Source organism: Pseudomonas sp. CFBP 8771 (assembly GCF_014841695.1).
GTDB lineage: Bacteria > Pseudomonadota > Gammaproteobacteria > Pseudomonadales > Pseudomonadaceae > Aquipseudomonas > Aquipseudomonas baltica.
On record NZ_JACYUJ010000008.1, the window covers coordinates 1 to 18,131 of the forward strand.

Below are 18,131 nucleotides of genomic sequence, written 5' to 3' on the forward strand. Positions count from 1 at the left end.
CTCTACTGCAAAAACACCGACGCCCAGGGCAACGTTACGCGAGGCAAGCCGTTTGCCGCCTACACCCTTGATCAACTACCAGGCAAAACCATCAAACTGAAGATCAAGCTGGCTGATGAGGAGAAACCCTACATGGGCGATACCTGGGTCAAGGTACCTGGAGGCTGGAAACGTTGTATGGGCGAAAACTTTGAAGATCAATATGCCTTTTGCTATGGCAACTACAAAGACTTCAGCACTTTCAAAATGGTGGATGAACGCGTCTGCACCATTTATCCCGGCTGCACCGAAAACAAGGAAGTGACCCCATGAGCCTTGCAACCTTGAAAGGCAGTGAGTTTTTGCTGATGCATAGCTTGCAGGCGTCGGACTACGCCCCACCAAAATCTTGGCTATCCCAGCCACACGAAACCCCGGCGATACACTTTGATCGGGTTTATCAGGAAACGCGGTATTGGCAGGGAGATGCCCCGGTATGAAACGCGTCATTCACAGTTTGATTCTTGGCAGTTGCCTGGTCCTGACCCTCGGCTGCTCAGCCGTTGGAAAGTCCAACACCTTTACCTTTACCGCCGACTTGCCTCCGGGCTTTGCTTATATGGCATTAGCGACCTACGTTCCAGCACCCGGGCAGTCCTGCAAACTAGACAAACGTGACAACCTAAAATCACAGTTCAACCGGGAGTGGAGAACTGAATACAAACCCGATGCACAGATAGAAATACACCGCACCCGTAAAGGCTGCGAGTTGATGCTGTACAGCATAGAGCTTCAGATCAACGCGTCCTACGGGAAAGACCGAGGCGACTTCAGCCGTGATTCCGGGTTTATCGCAGTACGGGATTATCTCGACGCTCACGACAAGGGCACGTTCGACGCTGCTGGCGAAAGTCAGTTTTCCGGGCAGTGTCAGTGGTTTTTCCGCACGATTGGCCCCAAGCGCTACATAACCAAAATTCTCTACTGCAAGAACACCGACGCCCAGGGCAACGTTACGCGAGGCAAGCCGTTTGCCGCCTACACCCTCGATCAGCTACCAGGCAAAACCATCAAACTGAAGATCAAGCTGGCTGATGAGGAGAAACCCTACATGGGCGATACCTGGGTCAAGGTACCTGGAGGCTGGAAACGTTGTATGGGCGAAAGTTTTGAAGACCAGGACGCATTCTGTTTTGGTAATCACACTGATTTCAGCACCTTCAAAATGCCTGATGGTCGCAACTGCAACATTTATCCAAGTTGCACCGAAAATAAGGAAGTGACCCCATGAGCCTTGCTTCCCTAAAAGAGAGCGACAAACCGTCTTTTGATGGTCGTATCCATACCTGCCCGCTGCGCGGGCACTCGACCAGCTTTCAATTGGTGGATGAACTGGGGGATGGCAAGCCCTATGCCGGCTTGGCGTATGTGGTCACCGACTACGAAAATATGGTCTACACCGGCAAGCTGGACGACACCGGCTCCGGCCAGGTGGACAATCATTATTGTGGCCCTGTAGTGCTGAAACTGAATCAGCCCTATGAAGGACAAGATAAGACATATGTGCGTTTAAAAGAACGAGAGCATTACCCGCTGCCGATCACTGAGCTGCAAGTGCGCGCCGAAAAGACCCGTTTTTTCAATAAGTCTGGCGCCCGTACAGATACCAATCCGGCAAAGAACGAAGCCAATACCTTTTACCAGGTCGAAGTACGCGAACTGGTAGACCATGTGGCGCATCTGCCACCTATAGTGGAGCGTCGGTTTCCACCCAACATCTATGTATTTTCGTTATTTCAGCCGGAGGCGCAGGTAAAAAGCTCTAAGGTCCAGCAGACCGGCTGTTTAGAGGGTGGGAAAAACACTGGCGTCCCGCCAGATAATTTGGCCATGGCGGAGCTGGGGTTTGCACCGCCCGCACGCAGGCCACGAGGTGTCGCCCTGATGCCGAACCGGCACACCGTGCTGGAGGTACGCCCGCTGCGCGCCCTGCGCCCAATGCTCTCGCCAAGCAATGATTTCTGCGCGCTCAACCTCTACCAACTGGCGCTGATGTCGACGCTGAGCTATAGCGACTTTGCTCAGCAACCCCCCTTTCATCCGGTAGAAACCGACACAGTAAGCTTTCCCTTGCAGCCGAGCATCGGTAATTGGTTTGGTGATGCCCTGTCAAAATTTGACGAGCTTTGGCAGGTCGACGCGGCCCAGGCGGGGGGAAAGGCCTATTACCCGTTGTATGAGGAGGTGCCGTACTCCAAGCGCCTGGAAGTGGTGCCCTTCGACCCAGAGCTGTACTCGGAAGTTAATAGCCCCAGCCTGGGTGAAAAACAGGAGAATCCGGCCAGCATTCACGCTTTTGACGACAGCGCATCTGGAGAGCGTACTGATACCCAAGCCTTCATCACCCACCACGAGACGCTGATTTTGATCTCGATACGGGGCACCGCCAGTGGGGCGGATGCGCTGCGCGACATGGATGCGACTCAAGTGCCCTTTGAGCAAGGGCCTGGCAAGGTGCATAACGGATTTTATGGCGCGGCCAAGGTAGCCTATGATTTTGCAGTCAGCTATCTGGACAGATTTTACAGTGGGCAAAAGCTGGTCATCACCGGGCACAGCCTGGGCGGGGCGATTGCCTTGATAATGTCTGAAATGCTACGACGTGATAAACGGTATGCAGCAGACATTCTGCTTTACACCTATGGCGCTCCACGGGCCGGTGACAAAGCCTTCGCTGAGGGCGCTGAGCCCCTGACCCACCACCGCATAGTCAACCACAACGACCCGGTGCCAAGCGTTCCATCGACATGGATGAATACGTCCACCAAGCGGGAGTACGCCGCACAGGGTGTCGTTACGGTACTGAACCCGGCTATCGGGGTGTCATGGTTTGTGTTGGGCATGATAAACATCCTTGGCGAGCCCTACACTCACCACGGCACACTGCGACACTTTATGCCGGTGTATTTCAATGCAGGCGTGAAGTCCTCGATCCTCTGGAAGCCAGGGTGCAGCACCATCAACGACCACGGCTGTGCCAAAGCGTTGAAGGCAGCCAACGGCCTGCCGGACCGCGGCTCATTCTTGCGACAAGTAATTGATAATGCCAACCACAAGATGGTCGTCAGCTACATTCCAAACTGCTGGGCCAGCCTACGCCGCTGGCAGGAGGCTTTGGATTCCAATTGCTCGCTGGTGACTGATGATGAGTTTGAACAGGTGGATGAGGCATTAAAGGACGCCAAGCGGCAATTGCTCACCTTTGAGAGCCGCCTGGCAGCAAGCTCTGAAAGATTTAAAGGTACGAAAGCAGCGGAGAAGGCCGCTCTTCAACGAGAATACGACAACATAGAAACCACACGGACGCGACTGAGCATATTACGCAATGACCGTATTCGTGAGTCTGATGTGTATGGTTTATTCGCGGGATTACCCGAACTGATTGAAGACGATTTGCCTCGTTGGAGAGCTCATGCAGAGAACAGAAGGCAGGAGCAGATGGCAATGGCCCCGCTAACCGCAAACGACGATGAGCGGGCGATAGCTGCCATTACGGGAGGCCATACCGTAGGAGCGCCCTACCAATTGGATATAGATTCGATTGCCTAGCTTTGCCCACAGAACACGTGGCCTTCATGCTGCTGCAGTAAAAGAAGGCCCCTCATGTTTCACGCCACGCAAGGCTGCTGTTTCACGCAGCGCACGTCTACATCTGCACCTGGCTAAAGGTGACCGACGTCACCTGTCGCACTCGATCGTGAGTTCGCCTGGTCTGAAGACAAAAAAGAAGGCGCTCGGCGCTGTCAGTGCGCATGGGAATGGGTGGAACAGATGGGGGAACAAAAACAGCCAGACACAAAAAAGCCCCGCAAAACGGGGCTTTTCAGTAGAAAGTGGCGGTGAAGAAGGGATTCGAACCCTTGATACAGTTTCCTGTATACACACTTTCCAGGCGTGCTCCTTCAGCCACTCGGACACTTCACCGTTTCTCGGCACACCTGTTCGGTGTGTCGAGGCGCGCTAATGTAGTCGATAGCGTTCGTGATGGCAAAGCTTTTCTGCAAGTTTTTCATGCGCTTAAGCCCAGCACTGAATTCCCTCGGGCCTGTCAGCGTGACCGGCCAGTCAGTCACGGCGCTTTACCCGGCCGGCAAGGCTGGGTAACGTCGGTGCCACAACACGACAAGGAATACCGGCATGAGTGAGCTGATCGATTACCAACTCGAGGGCGGCATCGTCACCTTGACCCTGAACAACGGCAAAGTGAACGCCATCTCGCCTGCCGTCATCGCGGCGTTCAACGAGGCTCTGGATCAGGCCGTAGAAGCGCGCGCCGTGGTGGTCATCACCGGTCAACCCGGCATCCTTTCGGCAGGCTACGACCTCAAGGTCATGACCTCGAGCCCGGAGAATGCGATCAGTCTGGTCACCCTGGGCTCTACCCTCGCCCGCCGGCTGTTGAGCCATCCGTTCCCGGTCATCGTGGCCTGCCCAGGACACGCCGTTGCCAAGGGTGCGTTCCTGCTGCTGTCGGCCGATTACCGGATCGGCGTGGAAGGCCCGTTCCATATCGGTCTGAACGAGGTGCAGATCGGCATGACCATGCACCACGCCGGCATCGAGCTGGCCAGGGATCGCCTGCGCCGTTCAGCCTTCCAGCGCTCGGTGATCGGTGCGGAAATGTTCGATCCTGCCGGGGCGTTGCAGGCCGGTTTTCTCGATGAGGTGGTGCCGCCCGAGCAGTTGCAGGCCGCTGCCCTCGATGCGGCGCAACGCTTGCAGAAGCTCAACATGAAAGCCCACGCCAGGACCAAGCTCAAGGCACGCAAAGCGTTCCTGGAGACCTTGGACGAAGCCATCCGGATTGACCAGGAGCAAGGCTTCTAAGGCGCGTCAGTACGAGCGGTAGGGACCCTTGCCCACACGTTGGGCCTTCACTGTGGCGGGCGTGAACAGGCCGCTGCGCAGTGCACTGCGCGATCAATGAACTGAACCGCGAACTGCGCCGCGCCGGAACACTCCTATCCACAGCAGGCCCATACCGGGTGTCCCTGCCAATCGAAGAAGTGAGCATCATGGGCCGAGTGGTCGCCGCCGCGGTATACAGCGCGGGCAAGAAGATTACCGACATCAGCCTCGACGAAGGCGCGCAATGGGCGCGGCGTCCGGGGCATTTCGTATGGATCGGCCTGGAACAGCCCGACGCCGAACAGATGAGTCAACTGCAGAAACAGTTCGACCTGCATGAGCTGGCCATCGAAGATGCTCTCGAGGTGCACAGCCGACCCAAGCTCGAAACCTTCGGCGATGCGCTGTTCATCGTGACCTATTCGCCGATCCGCCGAGACGGCAAAGTCGAGTTCGTCGAGACCCATATCTTCGCCGGGCGCGGCTACATCATCACTTGCCGCAACGGTCACTCGGCTTCCTACGCCTCGGTGCGCAAGCGTTGCGAAGCGCGGCCATTGCTGCTCGATCACGGCGAAGATTTCGTGCTCTACGCACTGCTCGATTTCGTCACCGAGAATTACCAGCCGGTCAGTGAGACCATCCACTGTGAAATCGAATCGCTGGAGCGCCGCGTGCTCGGTGGCTCGCTCAATGAAGCCGATATCCAGCACCTGCATGGGCTGCGTCGCGAACTGCTGCGCATGCGCCGCTACGTGGCGCCCATGGTCGAGATCAGCGAAGAGCTGCAGCGGCTGGATTTCCCCTTCATCGACAAGAACATGCGCCCCTATTTCCGCGACGTGCAGATTCATGTGAATCGGCAGATGGAAGACCTGGCGACCATGAGTGACATCGCCACGCAGACCATCGAGATCGGCCTGCTGCTGGAGTCGTCGCGGCAAAGCCTGACCCAGCGCAAGTTTGCCGCGTGGGCAGCGATCCTGGCGTTTCCCACGGCCGTCGCCGGTATCTACGGGATGAACTTCGAAAACATGCCGGAGCTGACCTGGCACTACGGCTACTACATCGTGCTGGGGGTCATCGCGTCGGGCTGCAGTGGCTTGTTCGCCGGCTTCAAGCGCGCCGGCTGGCTGTAGCCGCGCGCTGTCCGACCCTGCCACAGGGCACGAGCGTCACGCCGCGGGCGGGGTGCCCTGTGCGACGAAACGCATCATCCATTCAGCCACGGTGATGCCGTGGTGATCACGGTCCAGGCTGGCAATGGCTTTCTGATACACCGGCTCGCCCAGATGCTGCTGACGAATGTCGAGCAGCGCTCTGGAATAGTCATGGATGAATTCCGGATGCCCCTGGAAACACAGGACCTGATCACCGATCCGATAGGCCGCGAATGGGCAGAACTCGCTCGACGCCACGACCGATGCGTTCTGCGGCAGCGACGTCACCTGGTCTTGATGGCTGATCAGCAGGGTCAACGTTTCGACTTCCGGACTCATCCAGGACGCACGGTTGGCCAGGCTGTATTCATGGGTGCCCACGCCCCAGCCTTGGGTCGCGCGCTCTGCCTTGCCGCCCAGCAGCAGCGCCAGCAACTGATGGCCAAAGCAGATGCCGAGCAGCTTGTCGCCGCGCTGGTAGCGCTTCAGCAGAAACGTCTTGAGCGTTTCGATCCACGGGTCGGTGGCAAAGGAGTCAGCCTTGCTACCGGTGACCAGATAAGCATCGTAGTGGGCATCGGCCGGTGGGTATTCACCGTTCATTACGTTGAACACGGTGAACTTGGCAGGAATGGGCTGGCTGGCGAACAACGTTTCGAACATGCGGCCGTAGCCATGGTATTGCTCGACCAGTTCGGGCCGCAGCACGTCGGTTTCCAGGATGCAGATGTTGAGGGTCATAGGTCACTCGATGGAGAGGGAACGCAGGTAGCAAGCGTGCCCGTTATCGGCGCTGGCTGGCAAGTGAAGCTGCGCCGGATTTGCCCGATGAACGGTAATTCACATCGCAGAGCTTGCATTTGCCTTCTTGGGCGTCTAGCACGGCATGTTCAAAATCGGCAAAAGAGTTCCTTAGTCGAATTTGATCGAAACGACCCTGCCTACCGTGGCAAAGCGTTCTAAGGCCCGTCAATCAAGGGTTCTAAGGTAAAAGCATGACTATTGATGCAGCCGTATGGGTACATCGAGTCGTGGGGGGTGCACCTTTTCGCCAAGCTCAACCGCGGTTGCAGCATGGGTTGGCGCCAGGAAGAACATAACTCATAGGCAGTCTGCCATGTTCAAACATCCAAAAATCCGCCAGGCCGGACTCATCGTGTTCACCATGACGCTGGTGCTGATCCTGCCCAATCTGGGCAGGCTGTTCAGCTGACGTTTCGCGGCCAAACCTCAGGGCGCTCTCGCCGCAGCGGCGCCTGTGCAGGCGCACGTCCGAAATCTAGCCTTGAGTCTGGCTCTGGGACTGCGGCGCAGTGGCCACGCTGACCACAGGTGCGCTCGGCGCGACCAGTACCTTGGCGTGCATCTGCTCGAAACCGCCACCGCGACGCATGCCGCGCACCGGGCAGGCATCCAGGTAGTCCAGGCCTATCGCCAGTTTCAAGTGGCGTTCCGGGCGCGCCAATTGGTTGGTCACATCGAAGCTGTACCAGGCATCGTCGAGCCAGGCTTCGGCCCAGGCGTGGCTGGCCATGTGCTCGGTGTCCTCGGTAAACAGGTAGCCAGAGACATAGCGTGCCGGGACCCCCAGGCTGCGGGCACAGGCAAGAAAGGCATGGGTGTGGTCCTGACAGACCCCGGCACCGCTGGCGAAGGCTTGCGCGGCACAGGTGTCCACGGCCGTCGCACCGCTGGTGTAGGTGATGTGCTGGTGCAGGCCCTGCATCAGGTCGATCAGGCCATTGCGGTCGCGCCGCGTGTGGCATTGTTCGGCGGCAAAGGCACGCAAGGCGTCGTCGGCCTCGGTCAGCCGGGTGAACCGCAGGAACGGCAGCGGTGACTGTGTTTCGTGTTCGGCCTCGCGGGTTTCGTCGATCTCGACCTGGCCACGCGCGCCGATGATGATCGCGTCGTGCGGCTCGTCCAGGGTCAGCACATGCAGGATGTTGCCGAACGGGTCGAGCTGGGCGCGCACCGGGCGCGGCAGGTCAAGCTGCCAGCTGAGAATGCGCTGGCGTTCGCTGTCGTGCGGCGTAAGGCGCAGGTACTGGATGCTGGCGCGCACCTCGTCATCGTAGTGATAGGCGGTTTCGTGACTGATGTTAAGCCTCATACAGCCTCCAGATAGGCACTGTGGATCGCATTGCCCAACTGGCGCACCAGCGGGATCTGTTCGTTCAACCACTCGTGCAGGCCTTCGTCGAGGATCTCATCGATACCGGTGTAGCGCAGGCGTGCATCCAGTTCGGCGGCCAGGCGCTGCGCCGGGCGACCATTGGCGCCGGGCAGGTCGGCGAGAATCTGGTTGATCTCCTCGGTACACGCGCGCAGCGAACGGGGCACGTCGGCGCGCAGCAGCAACAGTTCGGCCACCGGCTTGGCGGCCGGTGCATCGCGATAGATTTCGGTGTAAGCCTCGAAGCTCGACAGCGCGCGCAGCAGCGCACTCCACTGGTAGTAACCACGGGCCGAGCTGTCGTCGACCGAATAGGCATCGTCGCCGAGCATTTCGTAACGCGCGTCGAGCAGGCGCAGGGTGTTGTCGGCGCGCTCGATGAAGGTGCCCAGGCGAATGAAGCGAAACGCATCGTTGCGCATCAGCGTGCCATAGGTCGCTCCACGAAACAGGTGGGCGCGCTCCTTGACCCAGTCGCAGAACCGACTCATGCCATAGCGACCCACGCCCTGCTCGGCAATCCCGCGGATCTCCAGCCAGGTGGAGTTGATGTTCTCCCACATGTCGGCGGTGATCCGCCCGCGTACCGCATGGGCGCTGGCCCGTGCCGCCCCCAGGCAGCTGTAGATGCTGGCCGGATTGGCCGGATCCAAAGCAAAGAAGTGCAGCAGGCGCTCGGCATGCAGCTGGCCGTGACGTTCCAGGTAGTCTTCCAGGGTGCCGGTGATCAACAGCGGCATGGCGATTTCGTCCAGGCCGTCACCACGGCCATCCTGCGGCATCAACGACAGCGAATAGCTGACATCGAGCATGCGCGCGAGGTTTTCGACGCGCTCCAGATAGCGCGACATCCAATACAGATCAGAGGCAGTTCTACTTAGCATTGGCAGGCATCCTTAATCCTCGACCACCCAGGTGTCTTTGGTCCCGCCGCCCTGCGACGAATTCACCACCAGCGAGCCTTCACGCAACGCCACACGGGTCAGGCCGCCTGGCACCACGCGGGTTTCACGGCCGGCCAGAACGAAGGGGCGAAGGTCGATGTGGCGCGGTGCGATGCCGTTCTCGACGAACGTCGGGCAGGTCGACAGCGACAACGTGGGTTGGGCGATGTAGGCATGGGGTCGGGCCTTGAGGCGCGCCCGAAAGTTTTCGATTTCGGCGGCACTCGCGCAAGGGCCTACCAGCATGCCGTAGCCACCCGAACCCTGGGTTTCCTTGACCACCAGATCGGGCAGGTTGGCCAGCACATGGGACAGCTCCGAAGGCTTGCGGCACTGCCAGGTCGGCACGTTCTTGAGGATGGGTTCTTCATCCAGGTAGAAGCGGATCATGTCGGTGACGAAGGGGTAGACCGACTTGTCGTCGGCCACGCCGGTGCCGATGGCATTGGCCAATACCACATTTCCGGAGCGATACGCGGCCAGCAGGCCGGGTACGCCGAGCATGGAGTCGGGGTTGAAAGCCAATGGATCGAGGAAGGCGTCGTCCAGGCGTCGATAGATCACGTCCACCGGCTTGGGTCCGTCGGTGGTGCGCATGAACACCTTGTCGTCACGCACGAACAGGTCCGCACCTTCCACCAGTTCCACGCCCATTTCGCGCGCCAGGAAGGCGTGCTCGAAGAACGCACTGTTGAACCGGCCCGGGGTCAGCACCACCACGCTGGGATTGTCGATCGCGCTGGAGCTTTTCAGGGTATCGAGCAGCAGATTGGGGTAGTGATCCACGGGAGCGATGCGCTGCGCGGCGAACAACTCGGGAAACAGCCGCATCATCATCTTGCGGTCTTCGAGCATGTAGCTCACGCCACTGGGCGTGCGCAGGTTGTCTTCCAGGACGTAGTAGGAGCCGTCACCGTCGCGCACCAGGTCGACCCCGGAAATGTGCGAATAGATATCGCGGTGCAAGTCCAGTCCTTGCATCGCCAGCTGATACTGCTCGTTGGCCAGCACCTGCTCGGCAGGGATGATCCCGGCCTTGATGATGCGCTGGTCGTGATACAGGTCGGCGAGGAACATGTTCAGCGCCTTGACGCGCTGGATACAGCCACGCTCCACGATGCGCCATTCGCTGGCAGGAATGCTGCGTGGAATGGTGTCGAAGGGAATCAGCCGTTCGGTGCCCTGCTCGTCGCCGTACAAGGTGAAGGTGATGCCGGCTCGATGAAACAACAAATCGGCCTCGCGTCGACGCTGGGCAAGCAGTTCCTGCGGCGTATCGGCCAACCAACGGGCGAACTCCCGGTAATGCGGGCGAACTTGGCCATCGGCATCGTACATCTCATCATAATAGGTGCGGCTCATGCCGTACTCCTTGTCACCCGGACCCAAGAGCCTTCGCAAGGCCCGTGCCATCGGCATATGTGCCATTAAATCAAGCGCTTGGAATTCCCAGCCGGGAACCGTGCACCGTTATTGTGCGGCAACGTCCGAACGCCGCTGACATACGCTTCATTGCGAAGCGGATATTTCAAGCGGCTTGAGGCTATGACCAGCATAGACAGAGTTGAATTCAATAGCTTGCAGCGTTAGTGCATATTTAATTCATCGGCACCGGCAAAAGCTTGGCGCCCCATTGCGAGTCACCGAATTCCCTTTCGCCGCCACCTTGTGAGCGGCTTTTTTTTGCCTGTGATTCGCTGAACAGGTGAACCACGGCGCTGCCGTGGTTCACCTGGTTTCAGGCCTGCGGGCGTTGGACCTCGTGCTTCACGCCCCACCCCTCGATTTCACCTCCCAGAGGCTCGACCACGGCTTCGAAATCCTGCTCGAATTCACCGATGCCGCCGTAGGTCGCGTACATCAGCTTGCTCAACTCCAGGTGCCAGGCACCGTCGTCGCGCTCGCTTATCTGGGCATTGAGCGACTCGCCGCGAAACTTGCCGGCAGCCGTCCGCGCCCGGTCTTCATCGGGAAAGACCGCATAGAACTCGATAGGATGAATGCGTGCGAAATCGAAACCGCCCTCTTTCATGCGGCGCAATACATTGCTGCTGATGTCTTCTTGATAGGTTGTGCTCATGAATCGTCTCCCTCAGCAATAACGACGGATAGACTTTCAGTACTTCCAGAACCTCCTCGGAACAAGGAATGGGTGCGGTGCAGCGTCGAGGACGCGGCGCCTGGAATCGAGCCTGTTGCAAGAAGCATGGTACGAAAACGAGCAGCAGGATCCGTGGGGACCCTGCCCGCAGAGTAGCGCGAAGGCCGGGCCCGTGCCAATGGCCCGGATCAGATGAAATTCAAGCGACTTCGGTGATGGCCGTGATTTCCACGCTGTGCTGCGACTTGAGGGTCTTGGCAACCGGCGAGGCAACGTTGTCGGGAAGATTGACTTCATCCAGTCCGGCTGCGACGGGGTACAGCTTGGAGCGAACGAGCGTTGCCGCCTCTTCGATCGACGGGCAGGTGTCAGCACGGATAGCCATGCTGTCCAGCACGCCATCCTTGTTGACGAAGCTGATTTTCCACTCTTTCATCGGTGTACATCTCCTCGACGGAATTCAGGCAGGAATCTGCTTGATACGCTCACACAACGTTGACTCGCAGCGGCGGGGATTCGTTCCGGCCAGCGGATTGCCGGAGGCGTGCCACGCAGCGCCGACACGGCCATGAAAAAAGGCCCCGAAGGGCCTTTTACAGTACACCAGGTACTTACTCCTGCTTGCTCTCCACCGCACCTGCGGTGTTGTCCAGCAGGCTCTTGGTCGCGGTCTGGATGAACGAGTCCAGCTTGGCCCGCAATTGCGGCACATCGTCGGCATCGGGGATCAGCTGGGCGTCGAATTCACGGCCCAGCTGATAGCGATACAGCCGCGTGTCCATGTCACGGGGCTCGACCAGAATGCGGTCGCCCTTGATGATCGCCACGGTCTGCTCGCTGCCCGAAGGCTTGATCACGGCGAAGCCGGGGTCGCCGGCAGGCAGGTTGAGCAGGTCGCGTCCCCAGCACTGGTGCTGGCTGGCGCCGCCCAGGCGGCCCATGATGGTCGGTACCACATCGGGCTGCGAGCCGACGGTGTGGTTGACCTTGCCGAATTTCTCCTGGATGCCCGGCCCGACCAGCAGCAGCGGTACGTTGAAGCGGCCCAGATCCATCTCGGTGATCTGCTTCTGGTTACCGAAGCCATGGTCGCCCAGCACGATGAACAGGGTTTCCTTGAAGTACGGCTCCTTGCGCGCCTTTTCGAAGAACTGGCCCAAGGCCCAGTCCGAGTAGCGCATGGCGGTCAGGTGCAGGTCCAGGCTGCCGCGCCCGGTGACCTTGTCCACTGGCAGATTTGCCGGCAGAGCGTAGGGCACGTGGTTGGACAGGGTCTGCAGCAGTGCGTAGAACGGCTTGCCGGCGGCGCCGCGCTTGGCCAGTTCTTCGTTGCCGCGGTCGAACATGTCCTGGTCGGACACGCCCCAGGTCGGATCGGAGAACACCGGATTGACGAAGTCGTTGCGGCCGATGAACGTGGTCATGCCCTGGTTGCTGAAGAACCCGGACTGGTTGTCCCAGGCGAAGTCGCCGTTGTAGACATACACGTCGTCGTAACCACGCGCGGCGCTGAGCATCTCCGGCAGGCCGGAGAGCTTGTGGCTGCCCTCGGGAGTCTGCATCAGGTATTCGAAGCCCGGCAGGTTGGGGAAACAGCCCATGGTAGCGAACATGCCCTGATGGGTATGGGTACCGCTGGAGAAGAAGCGATCGAACAGCAGGCCTTCCTGGGCCAGCTTGTCGAAGTACGGCGTGATGCCACCCTCGGCGCCCAACGCGCCCACCGAATGGCCGGCAAAGCTCTCCATCAGGATCACCACCACGTTCTTGATCGGCAGGGTGTTGGCCTGAGGCGGCTGGAAGTTGCGGCGCACCGCGGCGGTGTCGCTGTCCACCAGGGTGTCGTGGGGCGTCAGCAGCATTTCACGGACGGCGCTCTGCGCTTCGTCCTGCGGCAGGGTCGCTTTCCAGATATTGTCGCGGTCTTCGGACATGCGGCTTTTCGCGGCGGCGATCAGTGTCAGCGAGCCGTTGAGGCCCAGCTGATTGGCGAAGTTCGAATCGGTGGTGTAGGCGTCGCCCCAGCGCAACGGCGGACCTTGGCGCAAGGTGCCGCGCGCGGCCACCACGGCAATCAGCAGGATGACCACGAACACACCGACGCGTGCATACCACGGCGCCACCGGCTTGCCGACGCTGGCCGCCGTGGCGAAGCGCGGACGGGTCAGGCGGTCGAAGCCCTTGAACACCAGGCTCAGCAGCCAGGTCACGAAGACCCACGCCAGCAGATAGCGCACCACGGGATAGCCATACCAGATCATGCTCAGCACGGTCTTGGGGTCTTCCTTCACGTACTGGAACACCAGGCCGTTGAGGCGCTGGTGAAACTCGCGGTAGAAGTCCATCTCCATCAGGCCGCACAGCAGCACCACGCTGGACACTACCGTCAGCCAGGCGCGGAACAGCCCGCGCCAGCGCATGGCGCGAGCGCTGAGTACCGCCAGCAGCAGTGGAATCAGCAGGTACACCACCAGGCGCAGGTCGAAGCGCAAGCCATTGAGGAAAGCTTCGACGAAGGTGCTGGCAGGCGTATCACCGATCATCTCGCGGTTGTACATCAGCAAGGCCAGGCGCAATCCGCTGAGCATCAGCATGATTGCCAGGCCGCTGAGCAGGGTATAAGCCAGGTGCGATTTGACGGTCGGTTGCAGGGTGCCGCGCGCGGCCTGCTTTTGACTCAAGGCGTCCGGAGTAGCCATGTGTGGGAAAGGTCCGTTGAGGTCTGTCGGTTAGGGTCTATGGGTGACGCGAAGGTGAAATCTGGGCGCGGATTGTCCGTGAAGACAGGTGAAAATTCCGTTCAGATTCTTTGCTGCGGCCGCGAAACGGCGGTCGGGCCGAGGATGATACGTCGGTAGGGCTGGCAGGTCGAACCCGTTGCAGGTTCGACCTGTTGTATTCAGACCCGTACGTTGCCGCGTGGACCGGCGATGGCCCAGATGATCAGGCCCAATACCGGCAGCAGGATGATCAGCAGTACCCACAGGACCTTGGCCCCGGTCGAGGCACCACTCTTGATGACGTTGATGACCGCCCAGATGTCCAGCGCGAGGATGATCAGGCCGATCAGGCTATTGAAAGTGGAACCCATGTGATACTCCTTGTGGATGGCATGCATCAACTAGGATAGCGGCGTGTCGCAGGGGTTCCGTGGCAACCGAGCGAAAGCTGGAACTGGCGTTCAGACGTGCAGTGCGACGCGCAATGCCTCCAGGGCAGGTACTGCCACGATGTGCAATTCGGCACCCAGCGCCATCACCCGATCCACATCCTTGCCGTACACCAGCACCATCTGCAGTTCATCGTCCAGCGGCTGGCTGAAGTTGAACAGCACGTAGCCGCCCTCCTCCTTGCTCATGGCTCCCAGTTGCACCTGGATACGATTGAGTGCGGTCAGCGCCTCGACCTTGCTCAGCTGCTTGGGCTTGATGTTGAAGGTCACGTCGGGCCCGAACGAGTCGATGATCTGCTGCAGCAGCTCGGGGTAGGTGTCGGCCTGGAAAATGACCGTGTCGGGCAGGCTGCCGACTACGACCCATTCGCCCAGCGGGATGGCAAAGCTGTCGTCGTAGTTGATGTCCGGGTTGGCGGCCAGGAAGGCCTGGGGATCGGCGTAGGCCTGGGCGGCCTCATCGGCAATGCGTTCGATGTCTTCATCGCGCATGCAGCCCGAACCGATTTTACCGATGAGTTCGACAAGTGACTGTTTCATGAGGCAACCCCTGCGGCGCTGGAAAAAGGCCGCAAGGATAGCCGCAATTCAGCCAGGCGGGTATCAGGCCGCCAGCTTCTGCAGCTGTTCGATGGTCAGCGTGGCCCCCATGGCACGCGCGGCGCCCAGCGCATCGATGCCTTGGGCGTCCACCGCGTTCGGGTTGGCGCCTTGCGCCAGCAGGTATTCGACCATTTCCGTGCGATTGAACATCGCGGCCATCATCAGCGCGGTCCGGCCATCGGCCGATGCACCATCGACCGGGGCCCCCTGCTCGATCAGCAACTGCACCATCGGCAGGTTGCCCTTGAAGGCGGCGCCAGCCATGGGCAGCTGGTTCTTGTCGTTGGCAATCAGCGGGTCGGCCTTGTATTGCAGCAGCGCGCGTGCCGCATCGAGGTGGCCGTGATAGGTCGCCAGCATCAACAAGGTATCGCCATTGTGGTTGCGCAGATTGGGCGGCAGGCCCTTCTCCAGCAGGCGCTCGAGCATCTGTGCATCACCGTTGCGAGCGACGTCGAACACTTGTTCAGCGAACTCGGCCGCTTCTTCGTCGTTCATCTGGCGAGCGTCGGGTTGGGTCATGGCAAAACCTCCTGGCAAATGGTTCACGGTAGGCAGTGTTCCCGCTGGGCTTCAAGCCTGCAACAGAGCCTGGCTATCGCCCCTGGAAGCGGGAATTTATTGGCGATTTGTGGTCATAGACAGTAGTGACGCGGGAAAAAATCCGTGCTGTGCCTGTCATTCCCTTCGGGCGACTTACCGTCAGACCCACCACGCCGCGCAAAATGCAGCATGCCCGACGACCATTCATGCAAATTGCACGGAGCCCGAATTTTGCGATATTCACAAGCTGTTGATTTACAAGGATTTTATATTTAACGAAACTTGGCACACTCGCTGCAACTACCTAGACATGCCTGCCAACTTGCTAGGAGCTGCACATGAACTTCCTCCACGAAAAATTCGTTTCCGTTTTCTCCGAGTACGAAGTGACCACCCAGCCGCGTCCGGATGGTGCTGTCCTGCTGACCCTGCGTGATACCGATGGCAAACAGATCAAACGCTCGATTTCCTACGCTCAGCTGCACACCCCTGAGCAACTGACCTGGGTCATCAGCGCGATTCGTCGCGACCTGGCCGGCGAAGCCAGCCAGCTGCCAGCGATCAATATGCTGCAAAGCCAGAACCGCTTCGCCCTGCCGACCTACCACTCGGCCTGATCAACGCGAGATCAGCGCGAGCTGATCTGCCTGGCAAGCGTTGCTTGGCACGTATTCGCTGAACCGCTGTTCGTTTGACCCCTGCTGTTTGATTGAATGCTGTTGCTTGACCTCTGTTTCTTCTAAAGCCCGATACCTGGCGCATCCTGGTATCGGGTTTTTTTTCGCCTCGATAAAAGCCGGATCAGTCGTCCAACCCTGGAAACAGATCGTTCGCTGGCTGCACCACGTACTCCGGGCACCAGCCGTATGAATCGGTGAACACACGCAACGCAATCAACCGCCCCCGCTCGCCCATGTCCAGCCAGTGGGCCATGCCCGCTGGAACCACGACGCGATCATCGCGCTCGCACAGCAGCGCGTACACGTAACCCCCAACGTGCAGGTTCAACAGCGCGCGGCCCGCCAGCACGCACAGCACCCATTCACCGACAAGACGATGCTCGCGCAGCAGTTCGGCCTGCGTTGAGGTGTGCTGCACGTTGCTATCGTCAAGGCTGAGCACGTCCACGCTCATGTAGCCACCCTGGGCCATCCAGGTGTCGACCTCGGCGCGGCAGGTCGCGACGATCTCTTCGGGGCTTGCCTCGAACGACACGGGCAGCGTCGATCCGGCGCGCTCGAAGCGCACACCAAGCTCCGCCAAAGTGGCCGCAATGTCTTCGGCATGGCTCAGCACCTTGTTGGGGATGTTCGCAGTGCTGTGGTGATAGACGCTCAGGCGGCTCATGCAAATTCCTCGAATGGTTTCAGTGACTGGCCACAGGTGGCAGATCATGGAGTGTGCGTCTGAGCATGATCAACGCGGCAGCGAACGCGGCGAGGCTGGCCAGGGCAAAGGTGCCGGTGGCGCCCAGTGATTGCCACAGGTAGCCGGAGTACAGCGCACCCAAGGCGCCACCGACGCCAGCCAGTGCGGCATACAGGGCCTGCCCCTGACCCTGCTGATGGGCGCCGAAACTGCGCTGCACGAAATGGATCGCCGCCGCGTGGAAGCTGCCGAAGGTGGCGGCGTGCATCAGCTGCGCCAGCACCAGCAGCCACAGGTGTTCGGCGAAACTGCCCAGCAGCAGCCAGCGCACGGCCGCCAGAAGGAAGCTGGCGATGAGCACATGACGCAGGGAAAAGCGCGCCAGAATCCGGCTCATGGCCAGGAACATCAAGACCTCGGCCACGACTCCGACGGCCCACAGCATGCCGATCACTGCACGGCTGTAGCCCAACTGCTCCAGGTGCAAGGTAAGAAACGTGTAGTACGGGCCGTGGCTGAGCTGCATCAGGCCCACACACCCATAGAACGCCAATACGCCGGGGCGTACCAGCTGTTTCATGAAGCCCTCCCCGGTCGTGCGGCGAGGGCCATCGCCGGCGGGCACGTCCGGCACCCACGCGCTGGCCGCGACGATACCGGCCATGATCAACAGCAACGCGTAGGGATAGGTGTCCAGGCTCAGGCTCTCGAATACCCGGCCCAGGCCCACCACGGCCAGAATGAAGCCGATCGAGCCCCACAGGCGGACCTGGCTGTAACGTGCGGTTTGCCCCTGCAGGTGTGCCAGCGTCAGGGTTTCGAATTGTGGCAGTACCGCGTGCCAGAAGAAGGCATGCAGGGCCATGACCATTGCCAGCCAGGCGTAGCCGGTGTCCACCAGGATCAGGGAAAAACTGGCCAGGGTGCAGACCGCGCCGATGCGCACGATGGCCAGGCGTCGACCGGTGCGGTCGCCCAGCCAGCCCCACAGGTTGGGCGCCACGCAGCGCATGAGCATGGGAATTGCCACCAGCTCGCCGATGCGCGCGCTGTCGAAGCCCAGATGGTGGAAGTACAGCGCCAGGAACGGCGCCGTCGACCCGAGCAGGGCGAAGTAGAACAGGTAGAAAGTGGACAGCCGCCAATACGGAACCGAATGGCCCGCAGGCGGCGACAT

18 protein-coding genes, 1 tRNA gene and 1 pseudogene are annotated in these 18,131 nt (G+C 59.9%); 7 read left to right on the plus strand and 13 right to left on the minus strand.

The genetic code is table 11. From position 1 onward, the window contains the following. From IFT80_RS18315 to IFT80_RS18330, 4 genes and pseudogenes are all read left to right on the plus strand, one after another. Positions 1 to 312: pseudogene (locus IFT80_RS18315) on the plus strand (hypothetical protein); the annotation flags it as partial. Then, the gene (locus IFT80_RS18320; protein WP_192138047.1) at positions 309 to 479 is read left to right on the plus strand and encodes a hypothetical protein; all 171 of its coding nucleotides are present in this window, start codon (positions 309 to 311) and stop codon (positions 477 to 479) included. The pseudogene IFT80_RS18315 and the gene IFT80_RS18320, both read left to right, overlap by 4 nt. After that, entirely contained in the window at positions 476 to 1,270 is a 795-nt protein-coding gene (locus tag IFT80_RS18325; RefSeq protein WP_192138048.1) for a hypothetical protein, read from the plus strand. Before IFT80_RS18320 ends, IFT80_RS18325 begins: the two co-directional genes overlap by 4 nt. Next, complete coding sequence (locus tag IFT80_RS18330) at positions 1,267 to 3,588, plus strand: lipase family protein (RefSeq protein WP_192138049.1); 2,322 nt, start codon at positions 1,267 to 1,269, stop codon at positions 3,586 to 3,588. The genes IFT80_RS18325 and IFT80_RS18330 overlap by 4 nt, the downstream gene beginning before the upstream one ends. 285 nt (positions 3,589 to 3,873) lie before the next feature. Here IFT80_RS18330 and IFT80_RS18335 read toward each other — a convergent pair. Next, positions 3,874 to 3,963: transfer RNA gene (locus IFT80_RS18335), tRNA-Ser, on the minus strand. Between the two features lie 213 nt (positions 3,964 to 4,176). On the opposite strand from IFT80_RS18335, the gene IFT80_RS18340 reads away from it, so the two are divergent. Both IFT80_RS18340 and IFT80_RS18345 read left to right on the plus strand, forming a co-directional pair. Then, positions 4,177 to 4,866 carry a crotonase/enoyl-CoA hydratase family protein gene (locus IFT80_RS18340; RefSeq protein ID WP_192138050.1) on the plus strand — a complete coding sequence of 230 codons (690 nt, stop codon included), beginning with the start codon at positions 4,177 to 4,179 and terminating at the stop codon, positions 4,864 to 4,866. Between the two features lie 188 nt (positions 4,867 to 5,054). After that, entirely contained in the window at positions 5,055 to 6,026 is a 972-nt protein-coding gene (locus IFT80_RS18345; protein WP_122795187.1) for a magnesium and cobalt transport protein CorA, read from the plus strand. A gap of 36 nt (positions 6,027 to 6,062) precedes the next feature. Here IFT80_RS18345 and IFT80_RS18350 read toward each other — a convergent pair whose 3' ends face one another. The 10 genes from IFT80_RS18350 to IFT80_RS18395 form a co-directional block, all read right to left on the minus strand. Further along, positions 6,063 to 6,788, minus strand: a complete 726-nt coding sequence (locus tag IFT80_RS18350; RefSeq protein ID WP_192138051.1) for an amidotransferase — start codon at positions 6,786 to 6,788, stop codon at positions 6,063 to 6,065. A gap of 538 nt (positions 6,789 to 7,326) precedes the next feature. Further along, positions 7,327 to 8,160 (minus strand): transglutaminase family protein, encoded by an 834-nt coding sequence (locus IFT80_RS18355; protein WP_122476294.1) that lies wholly within the window; start codon positions 8,158 to 8,160, stop codon positions 7,327 to 7,329. Further along, positions 8,157 to 9,107 carry an alpha-E domain-containing protein gene (locus tag IFT80_RS18360; RefSeq protein WP_122476296.1) on the minus strand — a complete coding sequence of 317 codons (951 nt, stop codon included), beginning with the start codon at positions 9,105 to 9,107 and terminating at the stop codon, positions 8,157 to 8,159. Before IFT80_RS18360 ends, IFT80_RS18355 begins: the two co-directional genes overlap by 4 nt. A gap of 12 nt (positions 9,108 to 9,119) precedes the next feature. Next, complete coding sequence (locus tag IFT80_RS18365; RefSeq protein ID WP_122476298.1) at positions 9,120 to 10,529, minus strand: circularly permuted type 2 ATP-grasp protein; 1,410 nt, start codon at positions 10,527 to 10,529, stop codon at positions 9,120 to 9,122. 376 nt (positions 10,530 to 10,905) lie between these two features. After that, the gene (locus IFT80_RS18370) at positions 10,906 to 11,247 is read right to left on the minus strand and encodes a ribonuclease E inhibitor RraB (RefSeq protein WP_122476300.1); all 342 of its coding nucleotides are present in this window, start codon (positions 11,245 to 11,247) and stop codon (positions 10,906 to 10,908) included. 220 nt (positions 11,248 to 11,467) lie between these two features. Beyond that, complete coding sequence (locus tag IFT80_RS18375) at positions 11,468 to 11,704, minus strand: hypothetical protein (protein ID WP_122476302.1); 237 nt, start codon at positions 11,702 to 11,704, stop codon at positions 11,468 to 11,470. 175 nt (positions 11,705 to 11,879) lie between these two features. Then, entirely contained in the window at positions 11,880 to 13,967 is a 2,088-nt protein-coding gene (locus tag IFT80_RS18380) for an LTA synthase family protein (RefSeq protein ID WP_192138052.1), read from the minus strand. A 200-nt stretch (positions 13,968 to 14,167) separates the two neighbouring features. After that, positions 14,168 to 14,359: a PLDc N-terminal domain-containing protein gene (locus tag IFT80_RS18385; protein ID WP_043185491.1), complete on the minus strand. Its 192-nt coding sequence runs from the start codon at positions 14,357 to 14,359 to the stop codon at positions 14,168 to 14,170. 90 nt (positions 14,360 to 14,449) lie between these two features. Beyond that, entirely contained in the window at positions 14,450 to 14,980 is a 531-nt protein-coding gene (locus IFT80_RS18390) for a hypothetical protein (RefSeq protein ID WP_122476306.1), read from the minus strand. 63 nt (positions 14,981 to 15,043) lie between these two features. Next, a complete protein-coding gene (locus IFT80_RS18395; protein ID WP_122476308.1) occupies positions 15,044 to 15,565 on the minus strand; it encodes an ankyrin repeat domain-containing protein in 522 nt (173 codons plus the stop codon). A 359-nt stretch (positions 15,566 to 15,924) separates the two neighbouring features. On the opposite strand from IFT80_RS18395, the gene IFT80_RS18400 reads away from it, so the two are divergent. Continuing rightward, positions 15,925 to 16,203, plus strand: coding sequence for a DUF3509 domain-containing protein (locus tag IFT80_RS18400; RefSeq protein ID WP_043185483.1), 279 nt, complete (start codon positions 15,925 to 15,927; stop codon positions 16,201 to 16,203). A gap of 184 nt (positions 16,204 to 16,387) precedes the next feature. Here the strand turns inward: IFT80_RS18400 and IFT80_RS18405 are convergent, their stop codons facing one another. After that, entirely contained in the window at positions 16,388 to 16,933 is a 546-nt protein-coding gene (locus IFT80_RS18405; protein WP_192138053.1) for an acireductone dioxygenase, read from the minus strand. A gap of 19 nt (positions 16,934 to 16,952) precedes the next feature. After that, positions 16,953 to 18,131, minus strand: a complete 1,179-nt coding sequence (locus IFT80_RS18410; RefSeq protein ID WP_192138054.1) for an MFS transporter — start codon at positions 18,129 to 18,131, stop codon at positions 16,953 to 16,955.

Coding starts and splice junctions, on each gene's coding strand:
- IFT80_RS18320 (WP_192138047.1), top strand. CDS start 309: ATGAGCCTTGCAACCTTGAAAGGCAGTGAGTTTTTGCTGATGCATAGC.
- IFT80_RS18325 (WP_192138048.1), top strand. CDS start 476: ATGAAACGCGTCATTCACAGTTTGATTCTTGGCAGTTGCCTGGTCCTG.
- IFT80_RS18330 (WP_192138049.1), top strand. CDS start 1,267: ATGAGCCTTGCTTCCCTAAAAGAGAGCGACAAACCGTCTTTTGATGGT.
- IFT80_RS18340 (WP_192138050.1), top strand. CDS start 4,177: ATGAGTGAGCTGATCGATTACCAACTCGAGGGCGGCATCGTCACCTTG.
- IFT80_RS18345 (WP_122795187.1), top strand. CDS start 5,055: ATGGGCCGAGTGGTCGCCGCCGCGGTATACAGCGCGGGCAAGAAGATT.
- IFT80_RS18350 (WP_192138051.1), bottom strand. CDS start 6,788: ATGACCCTCAACATCTGCATCCTGGAAACCGACGTGCTGCGGCCCGAA.
- IFT80_RS18355 (WP_122476294.1), bottom strand. CDS start 8,160: ATGAGGCTTAACATCAGTCACGAAACCGCCTATCACTACGATGACGAG.
- IFT80_RS18360 (WP_122476296.1), bottom strand. CDS start 9,107: ATGCTAAGTAGAACTGCCTCTGATCTGTATTGGATGTCGCGCTATCTG.
- IFT80_RS18365 (WP_122476298.1), bottom strand. CDS start 10,529: ATGAGCCGCACCTATTATGATGAGATGTACGATGCCGATGGCCAAGTT.
- IFT80_RS18370 (WP_122476300.1), bottom strand. CDS start 11,247: ATGAGCACAACCTATCAAGAAGACATCAGCAGCAATGTATTGCGCCGC.
- IFT80_RS18375 (WP_122476302.1), bottom strand. CDS start 11,704: ATGAAAGAGTGGAAAATCAGCTTCGTCAACAAGGATGGCGTGCTGGAC.
- IFT80_RS18380 (WP_192138052.1), bottom strand. CDS start 13,967: ATGGCTACTCCGGACGCCTTGAGTCAAAAGCAGGCCGCGCGCGGCACC.
- IFT80_RS18385 (WP_043185491.1), bottom strand. CDS start 14,359: ATGGGTTCCACTTTCAATAGCCTGATCGGCCTGATCATCCTCGCGCTG.
- IFT80_RS18390 (WP_122476306.1), bottom strand. CDS start 14,980: ATGAAACAGTCACTTGTCGAACTCATCGGTAAAATCGGTTCGGGCTGC.
- IFT80_RS18395 (WP_122476308.1), bottom strand. CDS start 15,565: ATGACCCAACCCGACGCTCGCCAGATGAACGACGAAGAAGCGGCCGAG.
- IFT80_RS18400 (WP_043185483.1), top strand. CDS start 15,925: ATGAACTTCCTCCACGAAAAATTCGTTTCCGTTTTCTCCGAGTACGAA.
- IFT80_RS18405 (WP_192138053.1), bottom strand. CDS start 16,933: ATGAGCCGCCTGAGCGTCTATCACCACAGCACTGCGAACATCCCCAAC.
- IFT80_RS18410 (WP_192138054.1), bottom strand. CDS start 18,131: ATGTCGCCGCCTGCGGGCCATTCGGTTCCGTATTGGCGGCTGTCCACT.